The organism is Roseateles sp. GW823-FHT07B05 (assembly GCF_058794515.1).
Window position 1 is genome coordinate 742,775 of the sequence record NZ_JBXAGX010000001.1, and the last position, 20,457, is coordinate 763,231.

At 68.7% G+C, this 20,457-nt stretch carries 13 protein-coding genes; 2 read left to right on the forward strand and 11 right to left on the reverse strand.

From position 1 onward, the window contains the following. Positions 1-67: 67 nt before the first annotated feature. The 11 genes from dnaK to argA form a co-directional block, all read right to left on the reverse strand. Positions 68-2,068: a molecular chaperone DnaK gene (gene dnaK, locus AC1Q7O_RS03065; RefSeq protein ID WP_492658656.1), complete on the reverse strand. Its 2,001-nt coding sequence runs from the start codon at positions 2,066-2,068 to the stop codon at positions 68-70. A 36-nt stretch (positions 2,069-2,104) separates the two neighbouring features. Then, positions 2,105-2,629: a nucleotide exchange factor GrpE gene (gene grpE / locus AC1Q7O_RS03070; RefSeq protein WP_492658472.1), complete on the reverse strand. Its 525-nt coding sequence runs from the start codon at positions 2,627-2,629 to the stop codon at positions 2,105-2,107. A gap of 80 nt (positions 2,630-2,709) precedes the next feature. Beyond that, positions 2,710-3,132: an RNA-binding S4 domain-containing protein gene (locus tag AC1Q7O_RS03075; RefSeq protein WP_492658471.1), complete on the reverse strand. Its 423-nt coding sequence runs from the start codon at positions 3,130-3,132 to the stop codon at positions 2,710-2,712. Then, the gene (hemH, locus tag AC1Q7O_RS03080; protein ID WP_492658470.1) at positions 3,129-4,226 is read right to left on the reverse strand and encodes a ferrochelatase; all 1,098 of its coding nucleotides are present in this window, start codon (positions 4,224-4,226) and stop codon (positions 3,129-3,131) included. Before hemH ends, AC1Q7O_RS03075 begins: the two co-directional genes overlap by 4 nt. After that, positions 4,226-5,194 carry an adenylate/guanylate cyclase domain-containing protein gene (locus AC1Q7O_RS03085; RefSeq protein WP_492658469.1) on the reverse strand — a complete coding sequence of 323 codons (969 nt, stop codon included), beginning with the start codon at positions 5,192-5,194 and terminating at the stop codon, positions 4,226-4,228. The genes hemH and AC1Q7O_RS03085 overlap by 1 nt, the downstream gene beginning before the upstream one ends. Positions 5,195-5,370: 176 nt before the next feature. Beyond that, entirely contained in the window at positions 5,371-7,587 is a 2,217-nt protein-coding gene (rpoD, locus tag AC1Q7O_RS03090) for an RNA polymerase sigma factor RpoD (RefSeq protein ID WP_492658468.1), read from the reverse strand. A 359-nt stretch (positions 7,588-7,946) separates the two neighbouring features. Then, the gene (dnaG, locus tag AC1Q7O_RS03095; protein WP_492658467.1) at positions 7,947-9,836 is read right to left on the reverse strand and encodes a DNA primase; all 1,890 of its coding nucleotides are present in this window, start codon (positions 9,834-9,836) and stop codon (positions 7,947-7,949) included. A 9-nt stretch (positions 9,837-9,845) separates the two neighbouring features. Beyond that, the gene (locus AC1Q7O_RS03100) at positions 9,846-13,001 is read right to left on the reverse strand and encodes a putative bifunctional diguanylate cyclase/phosphodiesterase (RefSeq protein ID WP_492658466.1); all 3,156 of its coding nucleotides are present in this window, start codon (positions 12,999-13,001) and stop codon (positions 9,846-9,848) included. A gap of 276 nt (positions 13,002-13,277) precedes the next feature. Beyond that, positions 13,278-13,574 (reverse strand): H-NS histone family protein, encoded by a 297-nt coding sequence (locus AC1Q7O_RS03105; protein ID WP_492658465.1) that lies wholly within the window; start codon positions 13,572-13,574, stop codon positions 13,278-13,280. Positions 13,575-14,023: 449 nt separating this feature from the next. Further along, positions 14,024-14,302, reverse strand: coding sequence for an oxidative damage protection protein (locus AC1Q7O_RS03110; RefSeq protein WP_492658464.1), 279 nt, complete (start codon positions 14,300-14,302; stop codon positions 14,024-14,026). 78 nt (positions 14,303-14,380) lie between these two features. Continuing rightward, the gene (argA, locus tag AC1Q7O_RS03115) at positions 14,381-15,724 is read right to left on the reverse strand and encodes an amino-acid N-acetyltransferase (RefSeq protein WP_492658463.1); all 1,344 of its coding nucleotides are present in this window, start codon (positions 15,722-15,724) and stop codon (positions 14,381-14,383) included. Between the two features lie 348 nt (positions 15,725-16,072). Between argA and AC1Q7O_RS03120 the strand changes: the two genes are divergently transcribed. Next, positions 16,073-16,468 carry a VOC family protein gene (locus tag AC1Q7O_RS03120; protein WP_492658462.1) on the forward strand — a complete coding sequence of 132 codons (396 nt, stop codon included), beginning with the start codon at positions 16,073-16,075 and terminating at the stop codon, positions 16,466-16,468. A gap of 26 nt (positions 16,469-16,494) precedes the next feature. Continuing rightward, positions 16,495-20,337 (forward strand): ATP-dependent RNA helicase HrpA, encoded by a 3,843-nt coding sequence (gene hrpA / locus AC1Q7O_RS03125; RefSeq protein WP_492658461.1) that lies wholly within the window; start codon positions 16,495-16,497, stop codon positions 20,335-20,337. Positions 20,338-20,457: the final 120 nt, after the last annotated feature.

Genomic DNA, 20,457 nt, shown 5'->3' on the forward strand with positions numbered 1-20,457 from the left:
TCTTCTTTGAAGGGCAAAGGCCCGAGGGCGCAGTCAAGCGCTCCCGGGCCGTGAAGTCATCGAGGGCTTACTTGCTGTCCTTGACTTCCTTGAAGTCGGCATCCACGACGTTGTCGTCGGCCGGGCGCTTGGCTTCGCCTTGCGGCGCGGCCTGCGGTTGCTCGGCGGCGCCAGCGGCGGCACCCGCAGCAGCCTGGGCGGCCTGCTGGTCGGCGTAGATCTTCTCGCCCAGCTTCTGGCTGGCGGTCATCAGCGTCTCGGTCTTGGCCTCGATGGCGGCCTGGTCGTCGCCCTTGATGGCTTCTTCCAGGTCCTTGGCGGCGGCTTCGATAGCGTCCTTCTCGGCCGCATCCAGCTTGTCGCCATGCTCGGCCACCGACTTGCGCACGCTGTGCACCAGGCCGTCGGCCTGGTTGCGGGCCTGCACCAGCTCGACCTTCTTCTTGTCCTCGGCCGCGTTGGCTTCGGCGTCCTTCACCATCTTCTCGATCTCGGCTTCCGACAGGCCCGAGTTCGCCTTGATGGTGATCTTGTTTTCCTTGCCGGTGCCCTTGTCCTTGGCGCCGACGTGCAGGATGCCGTTCGCGTCGATGTCGAAGGAGACCTCGATCTGGGGCACGCCGCGCGGTGCCGGCGGGATGCCTTCGAGGTTGAACTCGCCCAGCGACTTGTTGGCCTGGGCCAGCTCGCGCTCGCCCTGGTAGACCTTGATCGTCACGGCCGGCTGGTTGTCGTCAGCCGTGGAGAACGTCTGCGAGAACTTCGTCGGGATGGTCGTGTTCTTCTTGATCATCTTCGTCATCACGCCGCCCAGGGTCTCGATGCCCAGGCTCAGCGGGGTGACGTCCAGGAGCAGCACGTCCTTGCGCTCGCCGCCCAGGACCTGGCCCTGGATGGCGGCACCGACAGCCACGGCCTCGTCGGGGTTGACGTCCTTGCGCGGCTCCTTGCCGAAGAACTCCTTGACCTTCTCCTGCACCTTGGGCATGCGGCTCATGCCGCCGACCAGGATGATGTCGTCGATGTCGGCCACGGACACGCCGGCATCCTTGATGGCCATGCGGCAGGGGGCGATCGTGCGTTCGATCAGTTCGTCCACCAGCGACTCCAGCTTGGCGCGGGTCAGCTTGACGTTCAGGTGCTTCGGGCCGGTCGCGTCTGCCGTGATGTAAGGCAGGTTGACGTCGGTCTGCGACGAGTTGGACAGCTCGATCTTGGCCTTTTCAGCGGCTTCCTTCAGGCGCTGCAGGGCCAGCACGTCCTTGGTCAGGTCGACGCCTTGTTCCTTCTTGAACTCGGTGACGATGTAATCAATGATGCGCTGGTCGAAGTCTTCGCCGCCCAGGAAGGTGTCGCCGTTGGTCGACAGCACTTCGAACTGCTTCTCGCCGTCCACGTCGGCGATCTCGATGATGGACACGTCGAACGTGCCGCCACCCAGGTCATAGACGGCGATCTTGCGGTCGCCCTTGCCGTGCTTGTCCAGGCCGAAGGCCAGCGCCGCGGCGGTGGGCTCGTTGATGATGCGCTTGACGTCCAGGCCGGCGATGCGGCCGGCGTCCTTGGTGGCCTGACGCTGCGCGTCGTTGAAGTAGGCCGGCACCGTGATGACGGCCTCGGTCACTTCCTCGCCGAGGTAGTCCTCGGCGGTCTTCTTCATCTTGCGCAGCACTTCGGCCGAGACCTGCGGGGGCGCGAACTTCTTGCCGCGCACTTCCACCCAGGCGTCGCCGTTGTCGGCGGCGGCGATGGTGTAGGGCATCAGGTCGATGTCCTTCTGCACTTCCTTCTCGGAGAACTTGCGGCCGATCAGGCGCTTCACCGCGTACAGCGTGTTCTTCGGGTTGGTCACCGACTGGCGCTTGGCCGAGGCGCCGACGAGGATCTCGCCGTCTTCCTGGTAGGCAATGATGGACGGCGTCGTGCGAGCGCCTTCGGCGTTCTCGATGACGCGGGTCGTGTTGCCTTCCATGACCGCCACGCACGAGTTGGTGGTGCCGAGGTCAATGCCGATGATCTTTCCCATGGGATGCTCCTGAGGATTTGGTGATGTGTTCGAGTTGTGGATAACTTGCGCCGTTTCAAGGGAACGGCTGCATGTGTATTACTTCGGCGCGGCAACCGTCACGAGTGCCGGGCGCAGCACGCGGTCGGCGATCAGGAAGCCCTTCTGCAGCACGGTGACCACCGTGTTGGCGTCCTGCGTGGGCGCCGGCACCACGGAGATGGCCTGGTGCTGGTGCGGGTCGAACTTGGCGCCCTGGCCCGGGTTGATCTCGACGACGCGGTTGCGCTCCAGCGCGCTGGACAGCTGGCGGCGCGTGGCGTGCACGCCTTCCAGCACGGTGTCGACGCTGGCGTTGGGCGTGGCGATGGCGCCTTCCAGGCTGTCCATGACCGGCAGCATCGCCTCGGCGAAGGCCTCGACGGCGAACTTGCGCGCCTTGGCGATGTCTTCCTCGGCACGGCGGCGCACGTTCTCGGCCTCGGCCTTGGCGCGCAAGTAGGCGTCGCTCATCTCGGCCAGGCGGCCTTCGAGCTCGGCGATCTTGATCTCGGGGTTCAGTTCGGCGGCCGTGGGCTCGGGGGCGCCAGCGGCGTCTTCGGGCAGAGAGGTGTCGGTAGTCATGGCAGAAAAAGAGGCAACCGCGTCGACATGGGGCGCGATGCCCTGGTTTCAAGAGGGGGATTGGTGGCGAATTATCCGGGTCAACCCGGATCTTCATCGTCCAGCGAGGCGGACCAGCGGTCCCAGTTCGCCAGCCGGCGGCGGTCCTGCTTGGTCGGCCGGCCTTGCTCGATGGTGGCTGCCGGCTCCGGCGCCAGCCGGCGGGCTTCAGCTGCAGCCTCCCGCGCCGTGATGCTGGCCGCGGTCTCGGCATACAGCAGCTGCGCCTGCGGCGCCGGCCCGCGCTGGTGCGACAGGCCCAGCACCGCGACCTCACGCGTCACCTGGCCGGTGCGGATGCTCAGCACGTCCCCGGGCTTCACGTCCCGCGCCGGCTTGACCGGTTGGCCACCCACGCGCACGCGGCCCAGGTTGATCTCATCGACGGCCAGTGCCCGTGTCTTGTAGAAGCGCGCCGCCCACAGCCATTTGTCCAGCCGCATGCTGGCCGGCAGGTCGCTCATTCACGGGCCCCGGCGGCCAGCGCACGCTGGCGCTGCAAGGCCAGTGTGTCAGGGTGGGCAGCTTCCAGGGGCCAGCCCTGCAGATGCCGTTCGGCCAGCCTGGCGAGCGCACGCATGCCGGCCGGGTGGTCGTTCAGGCAGGGGATGTAGCCGAAGCGCTGGCCACCCGCGTGCAGGAAGGCCTCGCGTGCCTCCTGCGCGATCTCTTCCAGCGTCTCCAGGCAGTCGGCCGCGAAGCCGGGGCAGATGACGTCCACGTGCTTCAGGCCGCCCTGGGCCAGCTTGACGAGGCTGGGCTCGGTGTAGGGCTCCAGCCACTTGGCCTTGCCGAAACGGCTCTGGAACGTGACCAGCCACTCGCCCTCCTTCAGCCCCAGCGCCTCGGCCAGCAGGCGGCCGGTCTTCAGGCATTCGCAGTGGTAGGGGTCGCCCAGGTGCAGCGTGCGCTCGGGCATGCCGTGGAAGCTCATCACCAGCTTGTCGGCGCGGCCCTCGCGCTGCCAGTGCTCGCGCACGGTCTGCGCCAGCGCGGCGATGTAGGCCGGGTCGTCGTGGTAGCGGTTGATGAAGCGCAGCTCGGGCAGGTGGCGGGTCTGCAGCGCCCAGCGCGCCACGTCGTCGATGACGCTGGCCGTCGTGGCGCCCGAGTATTGCGGGTAGGCCGGCAGCACCAGCACGCGGCGCACGCCTTCGCGCTTGAGGGCGTCCAGCGCCGCCGCAATGGCGGGCTGGCTGTAGCGCATCGCATAGGCCACGCGCACGCGCAGGCCGCGCTCGCCCAGCTGGCCCTGCAGCAGCTTGGCCTGCTTCTCGGTCCAGACCTTCAGCGGCGAGCCCTCGGGCGTCCAGACGGTGGCGTATTTGGCCGCGGACTTGGCGGGCCGCACGCGCAGGATGATGCCGTGCAGGATGAGCAGCCAGATCAGCCGCGGGATCTCGACGACGCGCGGGTCGGCGAGGAACTGGGCGAGGTAGCGGCGCAGCGCGGGGGCGGTGGGCGCGTCGGGTGTGCCGAGGTTGCACAGCAGCACGGCCGTGTCGGGCCCCGCAGCAGGAGCGCCGTGGCGGTAAGGCGGTTCAGGAAGAAATGGCATCAGCGGCGGGAGCGGGGGGCACCGAAGGCCTGCGGTTCCGTGTCGGCGAAGTGCAGCACCTCGAAGCGCACGATGGGCGACTGCTCGTCGGTCGGCAGCCCGCCCAGGCCGATGACGCCGCTGCCATGCAGCGTGCAGCTGCCGCGCTTGAGGCTGAGCAACTCGCCGGAGTCGCCGAAGCGCACGTAGGTGCCGTTGTAGGAGAGATCGGTCAGCTCGAAGCTGCTGCCCTGCCAGTCGATGCGGGCGTGCGAGCGCGACACGCGGGCGTCGGTGATGCAGTAGGTCGCCTGTACGCTGCGGCCCAGCACGATGGGCATGGCGCCGATGTCGAAGACACGGTCCAGGTCGTGCCACACCAGCCGCATGCCGTCGGGCTCGACGGAGCGCATCGGTTCGCCGAACTGCGTGGCGGTGTCGTCGGCGCTGAGCAGCGACGCGGCGTCCATGCGGTAGACGTGCACGGGCTCGATGCGGCCACGCACCGAGATGCGGTCCAGGCTGCGAAAGCGCCCCTTGGACGCGTGGTGCAGGCCGGCCAGCACCTCGGCGGTGATGAGGATCTCGCCGTCGCCGGCATGGTCGATGAGGCGGGCCGCCACATTGACCGCGTCGCCGAAGCAGTCGCCGTTGAGCTCCACCACCTCGCCACGCGCCAGCGCCACCTGCAGCCGTAGCGACAGCATGGCGGGGTTGTTCAGGCGGCGCGCGCGCTGCACGGTCTTCTCCAGCATCTCCTGCATGCGCTGGGCCGCGCGCACGCCGTCGCGCGGCGTCTCGAACGCGGCCATCAGGCCGTCGCCCAGCGTCTTGATGAGGTGGCCGCCGCTTTCCAGCACGGCCTCGCTGACCTGGCTGACCGTCTGCGTGACCAGGCCGCTGGCCTCGGCATTGCCGAGGGACTCGTACAGCCCGGTGCTGCCACGCAGGTCGGCGAAAAGAACGGTGCGCTCGCGGATCGCGGTCATGTCGAAAGTTTATAGGCGCAAAAAAGGCCGGGGGACCGGCCTTCGTTGCTATCCCGATCAGAGGTTGTCGAGATAGGTGCGCAGCTTGTGCCCTGTCGCGCGATGCGAGCCAGGGCGCAAGTCGCGTTGCCGCTGCGCGGCAGTTCGCTGGCGCGAACCACGTCTCTGGCCGACCTTTACAGGTTGTCCAGATACGTGCGCAGCTTGTCGCTGCGGCTCGGGTGCTTGAGCTTGCGGATCGCCTTGGCCTCGATCTGGCGGATGCGCTCACGAGTCACGTCGAACTGCTTGCCGACTTCTTCCAGCGTGTGGTCGCTCTGCATCTCGATGCCGAAGCGCATGCGCAGCACCTTGGCTTCGCGCGGGGTCAGCGAGTCGAGGATGTCCTTCACCACGTCGCGCAGGCCGGCCTGCATGGCGGCTTCGATCGGCGCGGTGTTGTTGGTGTCCTCGATGAAATCGCCCAGGTGGCTGTCGTCGTCGTCGCCGATCGGCGTTTCCATGGAGATCGGCTCCTTGGCGATCTTCATGATCTTGCGGATCTTGTCTTCCGGGATCTCCATCTTCTCGGCCAGCGTCGGGGCGTCCGGCTCGTAGCCGAACTCCTGCAAGTGCTGGCGCGAGATGCGGTTCATCTTGTTGATCGTCTCGATCATGTGAACCGGGATGCGGATGGTGCGGGCCTGGTCGGCGATGGAGCGCGTGATGGCCTGGCGGATCCACCACGTCGCGTACGTCGAGAACTTGTAGCCGCGGCGGTATTCGAACTTGTCCACCGCCTTCATCAGGCCGATGTTGCCTTCCTGGATCAGGTCCAGGAACTGCAGGCCGCGGTTGGTGTACTTCTTGGCGATGGAGATCACGAGGCGCAGGTTGGCCTCGATCATTTCCTTCTTCGCATCACGAGAGGCCTTTTCGCCCTCGTTCATCTTCTTGTTGATGTCCTTCAGGTCGTCCAGCGGCACCACGGCCTTGGCCTGGATGTCCGTCAGCTTCTGCTGCAGTTCCTGTACCGGCGGCAGGTTGCGGCTCAGGATGATGCTGTAGGGCTTGCCGGCAGCCACTTCCTTCTCGGCCCACTTCAGGTTCAACGCGTTGGGCGGGAACGTCTTGATGAAGTGCTCCTGCGGCATGCCGCACTTGTCGACCACGATCTTGCGCAGCTCGCGCTCGTAGCGGCGCACGTCGTCCACCTGGCTGCGCAGGATGTCGCACAGCTTCTCGATGGTCTTGACCGTGAAACGGATGGTCATCAGCTCGGCGCTGATGGCTTGCTGAGCCTTGTTGTAAGGGATCGACTTGTAGCCGTCCTTCTCGAAGGCCTTGCGCATCTTGTCGAAGGCGACGGACATCGAGTCCAGCTTCACCAGCGCGGCGTTCTTCAGCTCTTCGAGCTTCTTGGTCAGCGCCTTGGAGCCGCCGTTGCCGTCGTCGTCGTCTTCTTCGTCGAACTCGTCGAAGTCTTCCTCGGCCACGTAGTCGTCGGCCTCGTCTTCGGCCACGAAGCCGTCGACGACGTCGGAGATCTGCATCTCGCCGGCGCGGATCTTGGTGGCGTATTCCAGGATGTGGGCGATGGTCGTCGGCGAGGCCGAGATCGCCAGCATCATGGCCTGCAGGCCACCTTCGATGCGCTTGGCGATCTCGATTTCGCCTTCACGCGTCAGCAGCTCGACCGTGCCCATCTCGCGCATGTACATGCGCACCGGGTCGGTCGTGCGACCGAATTCCGAGTCCACCGTCGACAGCGCCGCTTCGGCGGCTTCTTCGGCTTCTTCCTCGGTCGACGTGGCCGTCGTGTTGCCCTGGATCAGCAGCGTGGCGGCGTCGGGCGCCTGCTCGTAGACCGCGATGCCCATGTCGTTGAGCATGGACACGATGGCTTCGAGGATTTCCTCGCTGACCAGCTTTTCGGGCAGGTGGTCGTTGATTTCCTGGTGTGTCAGGAAACCACGCGTCTTGCCCATCTTGATGAGGGTCTTCAGCTCGCTGCGGCGCTTGAGGGCTTCCTCTTCGGTCAGCGCGGTCTCTTCCAGGCCGAACTCGCGCATCAGCGCGCGCTCCTTGGCGCGGCTGACCTTCATGCGCAGCGGCTTGGCCTTGACGGTTTCTTCCGCAACGACCGTCGTCTCCTCGGCCTCCGCCTCGGGCTCTTCGCCCTCGACCTCGGCGTCGATGTCGGAGAAGTCTTCCTCGTCCTCGGCGTCCTTCTTGCCGGCCTTCTTGGACGTGGTTTCCGCCTTGGGCTTGCGGCCGCGCTTGGGCTTGTCCTCGTCCGTGGCCTTGACGGCCTTCGCCGCGGGCTTGGCAGCCGCCGCCTTCACGGCAGGCTTCTTCTTGGGGTCTTCGGCGGGGGCGGGGCTGGCCTTGGGCGCGGTCTTCTTGGCGGTCATGCAGGTCCTTCGAGGGGTTGCGCGGGTCAATTCAGAAATGCAGCAGCCACCGCGGCCGGCCCGGGCTCGATCGCAAAACCGGCGGGGCAGGGGGCGGTGGCTTTCGTCGTCAAGGTATCGGTCAGCGTGTGATCGAGGGACCCTGGCGTGGCGCGAACAAGCTGGCGTGATCGTTTGGTATGCAGAGCTGGCGGAGGAGTTGGCCTTTAAAACCCCTTGGGTCGTCCCGTTGGGTTGCCCAGTGTCGCTGGGTGGCCGGGGTCCGGCATCTCTCTGCCGTCACTCTTGTTGACGCGCGCGGAAAACACGAGATTATCAGCGATAAGCCGCTGAATTGCAAAACCGTGACAGGGCGAACCCTAGGTTTGCACGCCGTGGCGCTCGCGCAGCCGGGCCAGCGCCTCCAGCGCGCGGCGGCGTTCGTCGTCGGTGGCGCCGTTGCCGCCGGGTAGCACGGCCGGCGCGCGGGCGCGCAGTTCGGAGACGGCATGGGCCAGGTCGCCGGCGGGGTCGGATTCCTCGATGCCCAGCTCCTGCGACGGGCGCACCAGCCGCTGCGCCTGCTCGCCCAGCCCGTCGGCGTCCAGCCCGGCCTGCACGACGGCCCAGGGGCTGGCGCCGTGGTGGGTCAGGTGACGCTCCAGCCAGTGGATGAGCTGGCCGTGCGTGCCGGGCAGTTCGTGCAGCAGCGCGCGGTCCTCGTCGGGCAGCGGCTCCCACAGCTCGCTGTGCTGCAGCAGCAGGCGCACGGCGTTGTCGGTGGGCGTGGGCGGCGCGGCGCGCGGGCCGGCCGGGCGTTCCTCCTCGCCGCGACGCTTGCCTTTCCAGTCGCCCTTGCCCTTCCAATCCCCTTTGGGTTTCCATTCGCCCTTGGGTTGCCAGCGCGGCTTCTCGGCCGGGGGCTCGCCGGGTGCGCTGTCGGCGGCCGCGGCGCTGGGCGCCGCCTGGCCCAGCCACAGCGTCTGCAGCTCGGCCTCGGGCATCTGGCCCTGGCGGGCCAGTTCGCCCAGCAGCTGGCGGCGCAGCAGGCCGTCGGGCAGCAGGCTCCACAGCGGGTGGGCCTGCTTGAGCATGCGGGCGCGGCCTTCCGGCGTGCCGAGGTCGCAGCCGTCGGCGGCCACGGCGCTCAGCTGGCGCGACAGCGGCACGGCGCCCTCGACGCAGCGCTCGAACGCGTCGGCGCCCAGGTCGCGGACGTAGGAGTCGGGGTCGTGCTCGGTCGGCAGGAACAGGAACTTGACGCTGCGCGTCTCGGTGGCGTGGGGCAGCGCGGCCTCCAGCGCCCGCACGGCGGCGCGGCGGCCGGCGGCGTCGCCGTCGAAGCTGAACACCACCGTGTCGGTGTGGCGGAACAGCTTGTGGACGTGGTCGGCCGTGCAGGCGGTGCCCAGCGTGGCCACCGCGTTGGCGATGCCGTACTGCGCCAGCGCGACGACGTCCATGTAGCCTTCGACGACCAGCGCGTAGCCGCGTTGGCGCATGGCCTGGCGGCCCTCGTAGAGGCCGTACAGCTCGCGGCCCTTGTGGAAGACCGGGGTCTCGGGCGAGTTCAGGTACTTGGGCTCGCCCTTGTCGAGCACGCGGCCACCGAAGCCGATGACCTCGCCCTGCACGTTGCGGATCGGGAACATGACGCGGTCCCGGAACCGGTCGTAGCGCTTGGCGTCCTGGCCCGGCTCGACATCGGGCGTGATGACGAGGCCGGACTCGACCAGCTGCGGGTCGTCGTAGGCCGGGAAGCCGCTGGCGAGCGACCGCCAGCCCTCGGGCGCATAGCCCAGGCCGAAGCGGGCGGCGATCTGGCCGGTCAGGCCGCGGCCCTTGAGATAGGTGACGGCCCGTTCCGACTTGCGCAGCTGCGCCTTGTAGAAGTCCGACGCGCGCGCCAGCACGTCGGTCAGGCTTTGCTGCTTCTGCTTCTCGGCCTTGGCCTTCTCGCGCTGCTCGGGCGAGCGCTCATCCTGCGGCACCACCATGCCCACCTGCTGGGCCAGGTCTTCCACGGCTTCGACGAAGGTGGCGGCCGTGTGCTCCATCAGGAAACCGATGGCGTTGCCGTGCACGCCGCAGCCGAAGCAGTGGTAGGTCTGGCGGCTGGGGCTGACGATGAAGCTGGGTGATTTCTCGCCGTGGAAGGGACACAGGCCCTTGTGGTTGATGCCGGCCTTCTTGAGGTCGACATGGCGGCCCACCACGTCGACGATGTCGACGCGGGACAGCAGGTCCTGGATAAAGCCTTGGGGGATCACCCCTGGAGTTTAAAGACGCGTCTGCGCGGGCAGCTTCAACTGGCTGGCCCAGGGGGTGTCGGCGAAGGCGTGGATCCACCCCGGCAGGTTCTGCGGCGGCATCGCGGCGGCGATGCCGTTGCCCTGGCCGAGCCGGCAACCCAGCCGCAGCAGCTCGCGGGCGTGGGCGCGGCTTTCGATGCCCTTGGCCAGCACGGCGCAGCCGATGTTGCGGGCCAGGCCGATGACGCTCTCCACCAGCGACAGGTCCTGCGCGTCGCCCAGCATGCCCTGCACGTAGCTGCGGTCCAGCTTGAGCGTGTCGACGTTGAGGCGCTTGAGCGAGGCGAGGTGGGAATAGCCGGCGCCGAAGTCGTCCAGCGCGATGCCCACGCCCAGCACCAGGCAGCGCTGGATCAGGGCCTGGGCGGCGTCGGTTTCCTCCAGCGCGTCGGACTCCAGCACGTCCAGGTGCAGCAGCGACGCCATCTCGGGCGGCTGGCGCTGGATGAGCTCCTGCAGCCGCTGCGGGAAGTCGTGGCGGCGCAGCTGGCGCGCGCCGACGTTGACGCTGATCGGCAGCCCGCGGCCGCCGTTGATGCCCTGGCGCCGCCACAGCGCCGCCTGCGCGAGTGCCTGCTCGATGACCCAGTCGCCGATCTGCAGCGCCAGGCCGGTGGTCTCGGCCAGCGGCAGGAAGTGCGCGGGCGTCAGCAGGCCGCGGTCCGGGTGCTGCCAGCGCAGCAGCGCCTCCACGCCCATCACCTGGCCGGTGCGCAGGTCGATCTGCGGCTGGTAGTGCAGCAGCAGCTCGTCGCTGTCCAGCGCGCGCTGCAGCCGCGCCAGCGCGATCAGGCTGGCCTCGTCGCGCTGGTCCAGCGCCGGGTCGTGGAACTGCACGACGCCGCGGCCCGCATGCTTGGCGCGGTACAGCGCATGGCCGGCGTGGCGCAGCAGCGTCTCGGGGTCGGCGTCGTCCAGCGGGTACAGCGTCGCGCCCATGCTGGCGCCGATCTCCAGCGCCAGGCCGTCGCCGATGCGGCTCTCGCGGATGGCGACCGGTGTGCACAGCAGCGCCATCAGCCGGTCCACGGCGCGCTGGGCTTCCTCGGGCGTCTGCACGCGCAGCAGCACACCGAACTCGTCACCGTGCAGGCGGGCGAGCTGGTCGGCCGTGTCGGGCCAGGCGCCGCGGGCGCCGCGCAGCGTGGCCTGCAGCCGGCCGCTGAGCTGCAGCAGCACGGCATCGGCGACGAGCAGGCCGTGCTCGGCGTTGACGCGGGCGAAGTCGTCCAGGTCGATGACGGCCACCACCAGCTTGAAGTTGTCGCGGTTGGCGGCGGCCATGGCCTGCTGCATCAGCCGCATGAATTCCTCGCGGTTGGGCAGGCCCGTGGCCGCGTCGAAGCGCAGGCTGCGGCGCAGCTGCTCCTGCTGGCGCAGCGTCTCGCCCATGTCGGTGAGGCTGAGCAGCCGCCAGCGCGGGTTGGCGCCATCGGGCTCGGGCACGGCGCTGAGGCGGGCGGCGAACACGTGGCGGCCGCCGTCGTCCAGCTCGGCCTGCAGCTGGCCACTCCAGGCCTGGCCGGCGGCCAGGCGCGCCTGCAGCTCGCCGGGCTCGTGGCCGCTGCGCTGCAGGTTGGGCACGCTCAGCGGCGTGGCAACGCGACCCACCAGCGCCTCGCGCGGCGTGTGCAGGATCTCGCAGTAGGCCGGGTTGGCCTCGACGATGCGCCACTGCATGTCGACGATGGCCAGGCCCTCGGTGGCCTGCTGGAACAGCGTGGCCGACATGCGCTCGCGTTCCTCGGCCGTGTGGCGCCAGCTGATGTCGGCCAGCGTCATGATGAGGTGGCGCGCGCGGCCCTGGCGGTCGCGCATCGGCACGTGGGCGTGCAGTTCGTGCCAGCGCCAGTCGCCACCGTCGGCGGCCAGCCGCAGGGACAGATGCAGGCGGTCCTTGTCGGGCAGGGCCAGCAGGTCGCGCAGCGCGCGTCGCACCGTCTCGCGGTCGCGCGGGTGGCCGATGCGTATCCAGTCCAGCGGCGCGTTGCCGGCGGCGGCCGTGGGGTCGAGCGGCGTCGTCAATGCCAGCCAGCGGGCCGAGGCATGCCGGCGCCCCTCGGGCAGCCGCCACTCGGCCAGCGCCAGCCCCTGGGCGTCCAGCGCGCCGCGCCAGCTGTCACGGTCGCGGATCTGGTGCTGGGTCAGCGCGATGATGGCCAGCGGCAGCGCCGCCAGCAGCGCGCCCGACACCAGGCTGAGCGGCATGGCGGACGCACCCAGCGCCCACAGCGTCAGCAGCGCGGCGCCCAGCCGGGCGTTGTTGCGCGGCGAGGCCTGCAGCGCGTGCAGGCACAGCAGCAGATGCGGCGTCAGCGCCAGCAGGCTGCCCGCCGGCAGCCAGGGTTGCGCGGCTTGCAGCAGCAGCGCGGTGGTGGCGATCAGCGCGCCGGTCCAGCGGCCGCTGCGGCGCGGCCGCGCTGCGCTGGCCTGCAGCGCCGTGCCCGTGCTCAGCAGTGCCAGCGCCCACAGGCCCGCCAGCCCGAGCGCCGACATGAGCGCCGTGCCGCGCGGCTGCCCGGCAACCAGCAGCGCGGCCAGCGCCAGCAGGCCGGCTAGCGCGGGCCCGGCCAGCCCGGCCAGCAGCGCGAAGCTGGTCATGTCGCGCAGATGGGCCAGCCGCCCGGTCAGGCCGAGGCGGCGCAGCAGCGTGCGGTTCAGCACCGTGGCCAGCAGCGGCAGCGCCAGCACGGTCAGCAGCGGCGGCGAGGCCAGCAGGCTCAGCGCCGGGATGTCGGGCGCCAGCAGCAGCGGCAGGCCGCAGCCCACCAGCAGGCCGGCCATCACCAGCGGCAGCACCCAGGCGCTGAGCCGCCACAGCGCGGCCAGGCCGACGGCGGCCAGCAGCATGGGGATGAACAGCTCGACGGCCGGCAGCGCGGCCGCCGGTTGCGGCAGGCGCAGCAGCGGCGGCAGGAAGGCCCCCGCCAGCGCCCAGGCGGCGATGAGGCCGCCGGCCAGCCCGGTCAGCGCGGCCAGGCCCACGCGCCGCAGCCGTCGCCAGCCGTGGCGGTGATCGTGGATGCGGCGCGGGCCGGGGGGCAGCGACGTCGATGGCGGCGAGCTGCTGGTGGTCAGCCCGCGGGTTTCGAGCATGTCGCTGACGGTGGAGCGCAGATCCATGGCTCAGCGCGGCCCGGGCTGGCCGCCGGTACGGCGGCGAGGAGTGGGCGAGGAGAGCGATGGGCGAACCGGCATGCCGGCAATCTCGTCGCGCATACACGCGGGCACCCCTGGGTGAAACCCTGGGCCCGGCGGGAACGACAGCATGACGAAAGCCATTGGTGGAGTTTATGGGCCGCCCCCGCCACAAAAGAAAAGGGCCATCCCGAGGATGGCCCTGATTTGTGGGGGTAGCGCCCGGCGGGCGGACCCCGCCGCGGGACGGCAGGAAAGCGGTTAGACGGCGAAATCGGTCAGCTTGGCGCCGCCGGAAATGGCCGCCTTCAGCCACTTGGGCTGCAGGCCGCGGCCGCTCCAGGTTTCGCCGGTGGCCTGGTTGCGATATTTGGCTGCGACCTTGGACACCTTGGCCGGCTTCGGGGTGCGCACGCTGAGGTCGGCAATCGTCAGGCCATATTCGCTCATCAGGGTTTTGACCTTGTTGATGGCTTCGCTGCGCTCGCGGTCCTTGGTTTGATTGATCTGTTCATCCAGCGCGGCGCGCTGGGCCAAGAGTTCCTTGAGACTGGACATGCTGCTATTCCTCTTGCGATTTGAGCGTTGAGACGCGCGAAGTTGCCGTCGCGGCCTCGGAGCGGCGCGTGCGATGGTGCGCGCGAATATCTCCGTGGCACGAATTAAATCGCGGGGCAGGGTTTCGCGCAAGAGTTTTCGTTGGAGGCCTGCTACGGGTTTCCATTTGTGTGCGGCCAATTTGGCATATGGCAGCAGCAGTGGGTGCGTGCCTGCGTGTGCGGGCCCCGGAAACTGCCAGGGCCGGCGACTTGCGTCCCGGCCCTGGCAATATGGCGTGGCAAATGGGGTGGCCGGCTAATTCACCGGCGCGCAGCGCGACCGCTCAGGCCGCCGGCGGCACATAGCCCGCCACCGCTTCGGCACCCGTGCCGAAGAAAAATGGTGTGACCGCATCACTTGCGCTCCGCGCAAATGAGCGCTCCCCCAGTTTTTGCACTGAGCTGCGCTCAGGCCGCCGGCGGGACATAGCCCGCCACCGCTTCGGCACCCGTGCCGAAGAAAAACTGGTCGGCCTGGCGCATCAGGTATTGGCGGGAGCGCAGGTCGGCGAGGTTCAGGCGGTTTTCATTGACGAGCATGGTCTGGTGCTTCATCCAGGCCGCCCAGGCTTCCTTGCTGACGGATTCCCACACCTTCTTGCCGAGTTCGGTGTGGACGGGGTAGGGCGGGAAGTCCAGGCCTTCGGCTTCCTTCTTCAGATAGGCACATTGAACGGTGCGGGGCATGTCGGACTCCTGCGGACGCGAGAAAGGAAATGGGCCGGCACTTTAGCGCGCGGCCCGTTTGGGTGGGCCCGTGGGGGCTCAGCTGAATCGTTTGACGAGAACCTGCGAGCGGCGGTCCCAGTTGTATTTGCGCTTGCGTTCCTCGGGCAGCCATTCGGGGTCGACCTGCTGGAAGCCACGTTTGATGAACCAGTGCATGGTGCGCGTGGTCAGCACGAAGATGCTGTCCAGGCCGGCGGCCTTGGCGCGTTGCTCGATTCTCTTCAGCAGCCGGTCGCCGTCGCCCTGGCCCTGCACTTCGGCGGACACGGTCAGCGCCGCCATCTCGGCGGTGCGGGCTTCAACATAGGGGTACAGCGCCGCGCAGCCGAAGATGACGCCGTCGTGCTCGATGACGGTGTAGAGCTCGGCGTCGCGTTCGATCTCGGTGCGGCTGCGCTTGACCAGCGTGCCGTCGCGTTCGAACGGCTCGATGAGCTGGATGATGCCGGCCACGTCGTCGGCGCTGGCCTCGCGCAGGCTCTCCAGCTTCTCGTCGACGACCATGGTGCCGATGCCATCGTGGGTGTAGACCTCCTGCAGCAGCGCACCGTCCACGGCGAACGGGATGATGTGCGAGCGTTCCACGCCGGCGCGGCAGGCCTCGGCGCAGTGGCGCAGGTAGAAGGCCACGTCGGTGGGCTCGGGCGCCGGGCCGGCCTTGGCGAGCATGCGGTCGGCGTCGGCGACGGCCAGCTCGGTGTCGATGGGGCTGTCGGGGTCGCCGGGGTTCTCGGGCACGCCGGGCACCTCGCAGACGAACAGCAGCTTGTCGGCCTGCAGCGCGATGGCCGTGGCCGTGGCGACGTCTTCCATGCTCAGGTTGAAGGCCTCGCCGGTGGGCGAGAAGCCGAACGGCGACAGCAGCACGATGGCGCCGATGTCGATGGCGCGCTGGATGGCGCCGCCGTCGACCTTGCGCACGAGGCCGGAGTGCTGGAAGTCCACGCCGTCGACGATGCCGACGGGGCGGGCGGTCAGGAAGTTGCCCGAGACGACGCGCACGGTCGCGTTGGCCATCGGCGTGTTGGGCAGGCCCTGGCTGAACGCGGCCTCGATCTCGAAGCGCAGCTGGCCGGCGGCCTCCTGGGCGCAGTCCAGCGCGACGGCGTCGGTGATGCGCCGGCCGTGGCTGTAGCGCGGCGTCTGGCCCTTGGCGAGCAGTTGCTCGTTGACCTGCGGCCGGAAGCCGTGCACCAGCACGATCTTGATGCCCATGGCGTGCAGGATGGCCAGGTCCTGCACGAAGTTGTTCAGCTTGCCGGCAGCCACCAGCTCGCCCGGCATGCCGACGACGAAGGTCTCGCCGCGGTAGGCGTGGATGTACGGCGCCACGGAGCGGAACCAGGGCACGAAGGTGTGAGGGAAGACGAGGCCGGTCATGGGGCGGGATTGTCGCGTGTGACGGGGCCTGTTAACACCGAGGCAGCAGGTCGCGTTGTGACCAGAAAGCCTGCGAGCAAGGCGCAAACCGCAGCCGGGTTGCTCACCCGGCGAGGATTTGCAACACCGCGCGCGGGTTTTCTGGTCACAACCCAAGGGAAGGCAATCCGCCAGGGGCCACTCTGCGTTGCACCGCTGGCTCGCACATCAATGCGAGCAGCGCGCTGCGCCTTGATTGGCCCCTGGCGGATTGCCTTCGCGACCTACTGCCTCAGTGTTAACAGGCGCTCACTTGACGCTGTCATATCGGGTGTCGACGATGGCTGCCCCATCCACCAGGAGATCGCGATGAAGGAATACAACGACGTCTACATGACACCGGGCGCCTTCAGCTGGAACGAGCTGTCCTGCGCCGACCCCAAGAAGGCGACCGAGTTCTACGGCACGCTGTTTGGCTGGCGCTTCGACACGATGAACCTCGGTCAGGGCGATTACCACGTCATCACGGTCGGCGACGCGGCGGTGGGCGGCGTCTGCGCGCCGATGCAGCCGGGCGCGCCGGCGATGTGGGGCGCCTACGTGACCGTCGAGTCTTGCGACGCGACGGTGGAGAAAGCCAAGGGCCTGGGCGCCAACCTGCTGGCCGGGCCGTTCGACATTCCCGGCATCGGCCGCATGGCCGTGATCCAGGACCCGCAGGGCGCCGTGCTGCAGGTCATCAATTACTTCCCGCGAACCGAGTAGGGCGGTTGCGGGACAATCCCGCGGCAATGACAGCTTTGAACCCCGAGAGCCGGCAACAGCCGGCTCTCTCCATTTCATTTCCCGAAAGCCTGCCGGTCTCGGCTCGACGCGACGAGATCGCGCAGGCGATGGCTGACCATCAGGTCGTTATCGTCTGCGGCGAGACGGGCTCCGGCAAGACCACGCAGCTGCCCAAGATCGCGCTGGCGATGGGCCGTGGCCGCGTCAACGGCGGCGGCCTGATCGGCCACACGCAGCCGCGGCGCATTGCCGCCAGCAGCGTGGCCAAGCGCATCGCCGAGGAGCTGAAGACGCCGCTGGGCGAGGTCGTTGGCTACAAGGTCCGCTTCCAGGACCGGCTGTCCAAGGGCGCGTCGGTCAAGCTGATGACGGACGGCATCCTGCTGGCCGAGACGCAGAGCGACCCGCTGCTGAAGGCCTACGACACGCTGATCATCGACGAGGCCCACGAGCGCAGCCTCAACATCGACTTCCTGCTCGGCTACCTGCGCGAGCTGCTGCCGCGCCGGCCCGACCTGAAGATCATCGTCACGTCGGCCACCATCGACGCGGACCGGTTTGCCAAGCACTTCGAGTCGGCCAAGGGCCCGGCGCCGGTGCTGATGGTGTCGGGGAGGCTGTTCCCGGTCGAGCAGCGCTACCGTCCGTTCGAGGAAAGCCGCGAGTACGACCTGAACAACGCCATCACCGACGCGGTGGACGAGTTGTGGCGCGAGGGTGGCGGCGATGTGCTGGTGTTCCTGCCCGGCGAGCGCGAGATCCGCGAGGCGGCTGAGGCGCTGCGCAAGCACCACCCGCCTGGCGTGGACATCCTGCCGCTGTTCTCGCGGCTGTCCGAGGCCGACCAGAACAAGGTCTTCGAGCCGCACGGCGCGCGCCGCATTGTGCTGGCCACCAACGTGGCCGAGACCTCGCTGACGGTGCCGGGCATCCGCTACGTCATCGACCCGGGCCTGGCTCGCGTGAAACGCTACAGCTACCGCAACAAGGTCGAGCAGCTGCTGATCGAGAACATCAGCCAGGCGGCGGCGAACCAGCGCGCGGGTCGTTGCGGCCGCGTCAGCAACGGCATCTGCGTGCGGCTGTACAGCGAGAAGGAATTCAACGAGCGGCCGAAGTTCACCGACCCGGAAATCCTGCGGTCGTCGCTGGCCGGTGTCATCCTGCGTATGAAGTCGCTGCACCTGGGCGACGTGGAGCGCTTCCCCTTCCTGGAGGCGCCGCGGCCCAAGGCGATCGCCGACGGCTACCAGCTGCTCAACGAGCTGGGTGCCACCGACGACGCCAACGAGCTGACGTCGCTGGGCACGGAGCTGTCGCGTCTGCCGCTGGACCCGCGCGTGGGCCGCATGATCCTGGAGGCCCGCACACGTGACGCGCTGACCGAGGTGCTGGTCATCGCGTCGGCGCTGAGCGGCCAGGACGTGCGCGACCGCCCGCAGGAAGCGGCTCAGGCCGCCGACGAGAAGCACAAGAAGTTCGACGACGAGAAGTCGGAGTTCATGGGCTACCTGAAGCTGTGGAAGTGGCTGGGCGAGTCGCGCGGCGGCGAGGGCCAGCACAAGCTGTCGCACCGCAAGCAGGAGCAGCTGCTGCGCGAGAACTTCGTCAGCCCGCGCCGCGTGCGCGAGTGGCGCGACGTGCATTCGCAGCTGCAGACGGTCGTCGCCGAGCACGGCTGGCGGCTCAACCAGAGCGATGCGACCTACGAGCAGATCCACCTGTCCATGCTGGCCGGCCTGCTGGGCAACATCGGCCAGAAGAGCGACGACGAGGACTGGTACCTCGGCGCGCGCGGCATCAAGTTCTACCGCCATCCCGGCGCGCATCTCTCCAAGAAGCCGGGCCGCTGGATCGTCGCGGCCGAGCTGGTGGACACGTCGCGGCTGTACGGCCGGGGCCTCGCCAACATCGAGCCGCAGTGGCTGCCGCCCATCGCCGGCCACCTGATCAAGACCCAGCTGCTGGAGCCGCACTGGGAGAAGAAGGCCGCCGAGGTCGTGGCACTCGAACGGGCGACCCTCTACGGCATCGTGCTCTACAGCGGCAAGCGCGTGAACTTCGGCCGTGTGGACGCGAAGACGGCGCGCGAGATCTTCATCCGCGAGGGGCTGGTCAATGACGACCTGCCGGAAGACCTCGTGCGCAGCCTGCCGTTCATCGGCCACAACCGCCGCCAGATCGCGAAGGTCGAGGCGCTGGAGCACAAGTCGCGCCGCCAGGACGTGCTGGTGGACGACGAGCTGATCTACGCCTTCTACGACGACAAGCTGCCGGCGCACGTGTACAGCGGCGCGACGCTGCTGAAGTGGTGGCGCGATGCGAGCAAGGCCGACGACAAGCTCTTGCAGCTCAGCCAGGACGAGCTGATGCGCCACGAGGCGTCGGGCGTCACCAGCGAGGCGTTCCCGAAGGTCATCCGCCTGGGCGGCGTGGACTGCGCGGCGACCTACCTGCACCAGCCCGGCGACCCGCGCGACGGCCTGACGGTGACCGTGCCCATCTTTGCGCTCAACCAGGTCAGCGAGGAGCGCGCCGAGTGGCTGGTGCCCGGCATGCTGGCGGCCAAGGTGACGGCGCTGCTGAAGAGCCTGCACCAGAAGCCGCGCGCGCGGCTGACGCCGCTGCCGGACTTCGTCGCCGAGTTCATCGAGCTGCAGCCTTTCTGCCAGGGCGGCCTCGTGGACACGCTGCTGCGGGCCGTGAAGGACCGCAGCCAGATCGCCGTGCAGCGCAACGACTTCAAGCTGGAGCAGTTGCCCGCCCACCTGTTCATGAACTTCCGCGTCGTCGACGAGCACGGCCGCCAGCTCGGCCAGGGGCGGCAGCTGGCGGCGCTGAAGGCGGAGCTGGGCGGGCAGGCGCGCTCGGCCTTCCAGGCGCTGGCGGCGCTGAAGCTGCCGGCGGCCGAGGCGCCCAAGCCTGCGCCGGCCGCGCCGGTGGCCGGGAAAGGCATCCGTGCCGAAGTCATCAAGAGACCCGAGCCGGCCCGCGACGCCAGTCAGGCCTACACGGACTGGACCTTTGGTGAACTGCCCGAGCTGCTGGAAGTGCGCAAGGGCGGCCAGACGCTGATCGGCTTCCCGGCCTTGATCGACAAGGGCAACCACGTCGAGATCGAGGTGTTCGACGAACCGGAGGTGGCCGCCGCCAGGCACCGCGCCGGCCTGCGCCGGCTGATCGCGCTGCAGCTGAAGGAGCCGCTGAAGTTCCTGGAAAAGAACATCCCCGACCTGCAGCGCATGTCGGTGCTGTTCATGGGCCTGGGCACGGCCGAGGACCTGCGCGACCAGGTCATCGGCGTCGCGCTGGACCGCGCCTTCCTGGCCGACCCGCTGCCCACTGACCCGATCGGCTTCAGGAAGCGCATCGAGGAGGGCCGCAGCCGGCTCAACCTGATCGCCCAGGAAGTGGCCCGTGCCGTGCATGCGGTGCTGCAGGAGCTGGCCAACGCCAGCCGCAAGCTGAAGGACGCGCGGCCGCCCAAGGACGTGTCCGACGACATCGCCGCGCAGCTGCAGCGCCTGGTGCCCAAGCGCTTCGCGCTGGACACGCCCTGGTCGCAGCTGCAGCACCTGCCGCGCTACCTGAAGGCCGTCACCGCGCGGCTGGACAAGCTGCGCGCCGACCCGGCCCGCGACACCAAGCTGATCAGCGAGATCCGGCCGCTGGAGCAGCGCTACACGCGCCGCATCGCCGAGCTCAAGGGCGTGCGCGATGCGCGCCTGGACGACTTCCGCTGGCAGCTGGAGGAATTGCGTGTCAGCCTGTTCGCGCAGGAGCTGCGCACGCCGCAGCCCGTTAGCGTGAAGCGGCTGGAGAAGGTCTGGAGCCAGCTGGCGGGCTGATGGCCCGACCGTGAGCTGCGGCACGAAAGGTAACGATTGCGGGATGACCCGGGGGAAATCCGTCGCATTTCGACGCTTCTTTCAGGTTCGGGCCAGCTTGCGTGGAGTCCAATGCAGGGA

Bases quoted from the DNA above. Each gene is read 5' to 3' on its own strand.
- grpE (WP_492658472.1), bottom strand. From the start codon at position 2,629: ATGACTACCGACACCTCTCTGCCCGAAGACGCCGCTGGCGCCCCCGAG.
- AC1Q7O_RS03075 (WP_492658471.1), bottom strand. From the start codon at position 3,132: ATGAGCGACCTGCCGGCCAGCATGCGGCTGGACAAATGGCTGTGGGCG.
- hemH (WP_492658470.1), bottom strand. From the start codon at position 4,226: ATGCCATTTCTTCCTGAACCGCCTTACCGCCACGGCGCTCCTGCTGCG.
- AC1Q7O_RS03085 (WP_492658469.1), bottom strand. From the start codon at position 5,194: ATGACCGCGATCCGCGAGCGCACCGTTCTTTTCGCCGACCTGCGTGGC.
- rpoD (WP_492658468.1), bottom strand. From the start codon at position 7,587: ATGACCGCCAAGAAGACCGCGCCCAAGGCCAGCCCCGCCCCCGCCGAA.
- AC1Q7O_RS03100 (WP_492658466.1), bottom strand. From the start codon at position 13,001: ATGGATCTGCGCTCCACCGTCAGCGACATGCTCGAAACCCGCGGGCTG.
- AC1Q7O_RS03105 (WP_492658465.1), bottom strand. From the start codon at position 13,574: ATGTCCAGTCTCAAGGAACTCTTGGCCCAGCGCGCCGCGCTGGATGAA.
- AC1Q7O_RS03110 (WP_492658464.1), bottom strand. From the start codon at position 14,302: ATGCCCCGCACCGTTCAATGTGCCTATCTGAAGAAGGAAGCCGAAGGC.
- argA (WP_492658463.1), bottom strand. From the start codon at position 15,724: ATGACCGGCCTCGTCTTCCCTCACACCTTCGTGCCCTGGTTCCGCTCC.
- AC1Q7O_RS03120 (WP_492658462.1), top strand. From the start codon at position 16,073: ATGAAGGAATACAACGACGTCTACATGACACCGGGCGCCTTCAGCTGG.
- hrpA (WP_492658461.1), top strand. From the start codon at position 16,495: ATGACAGCTTTGAACCCCGAGAGCCGGCAACAGCCGGCTCTCTCCATT.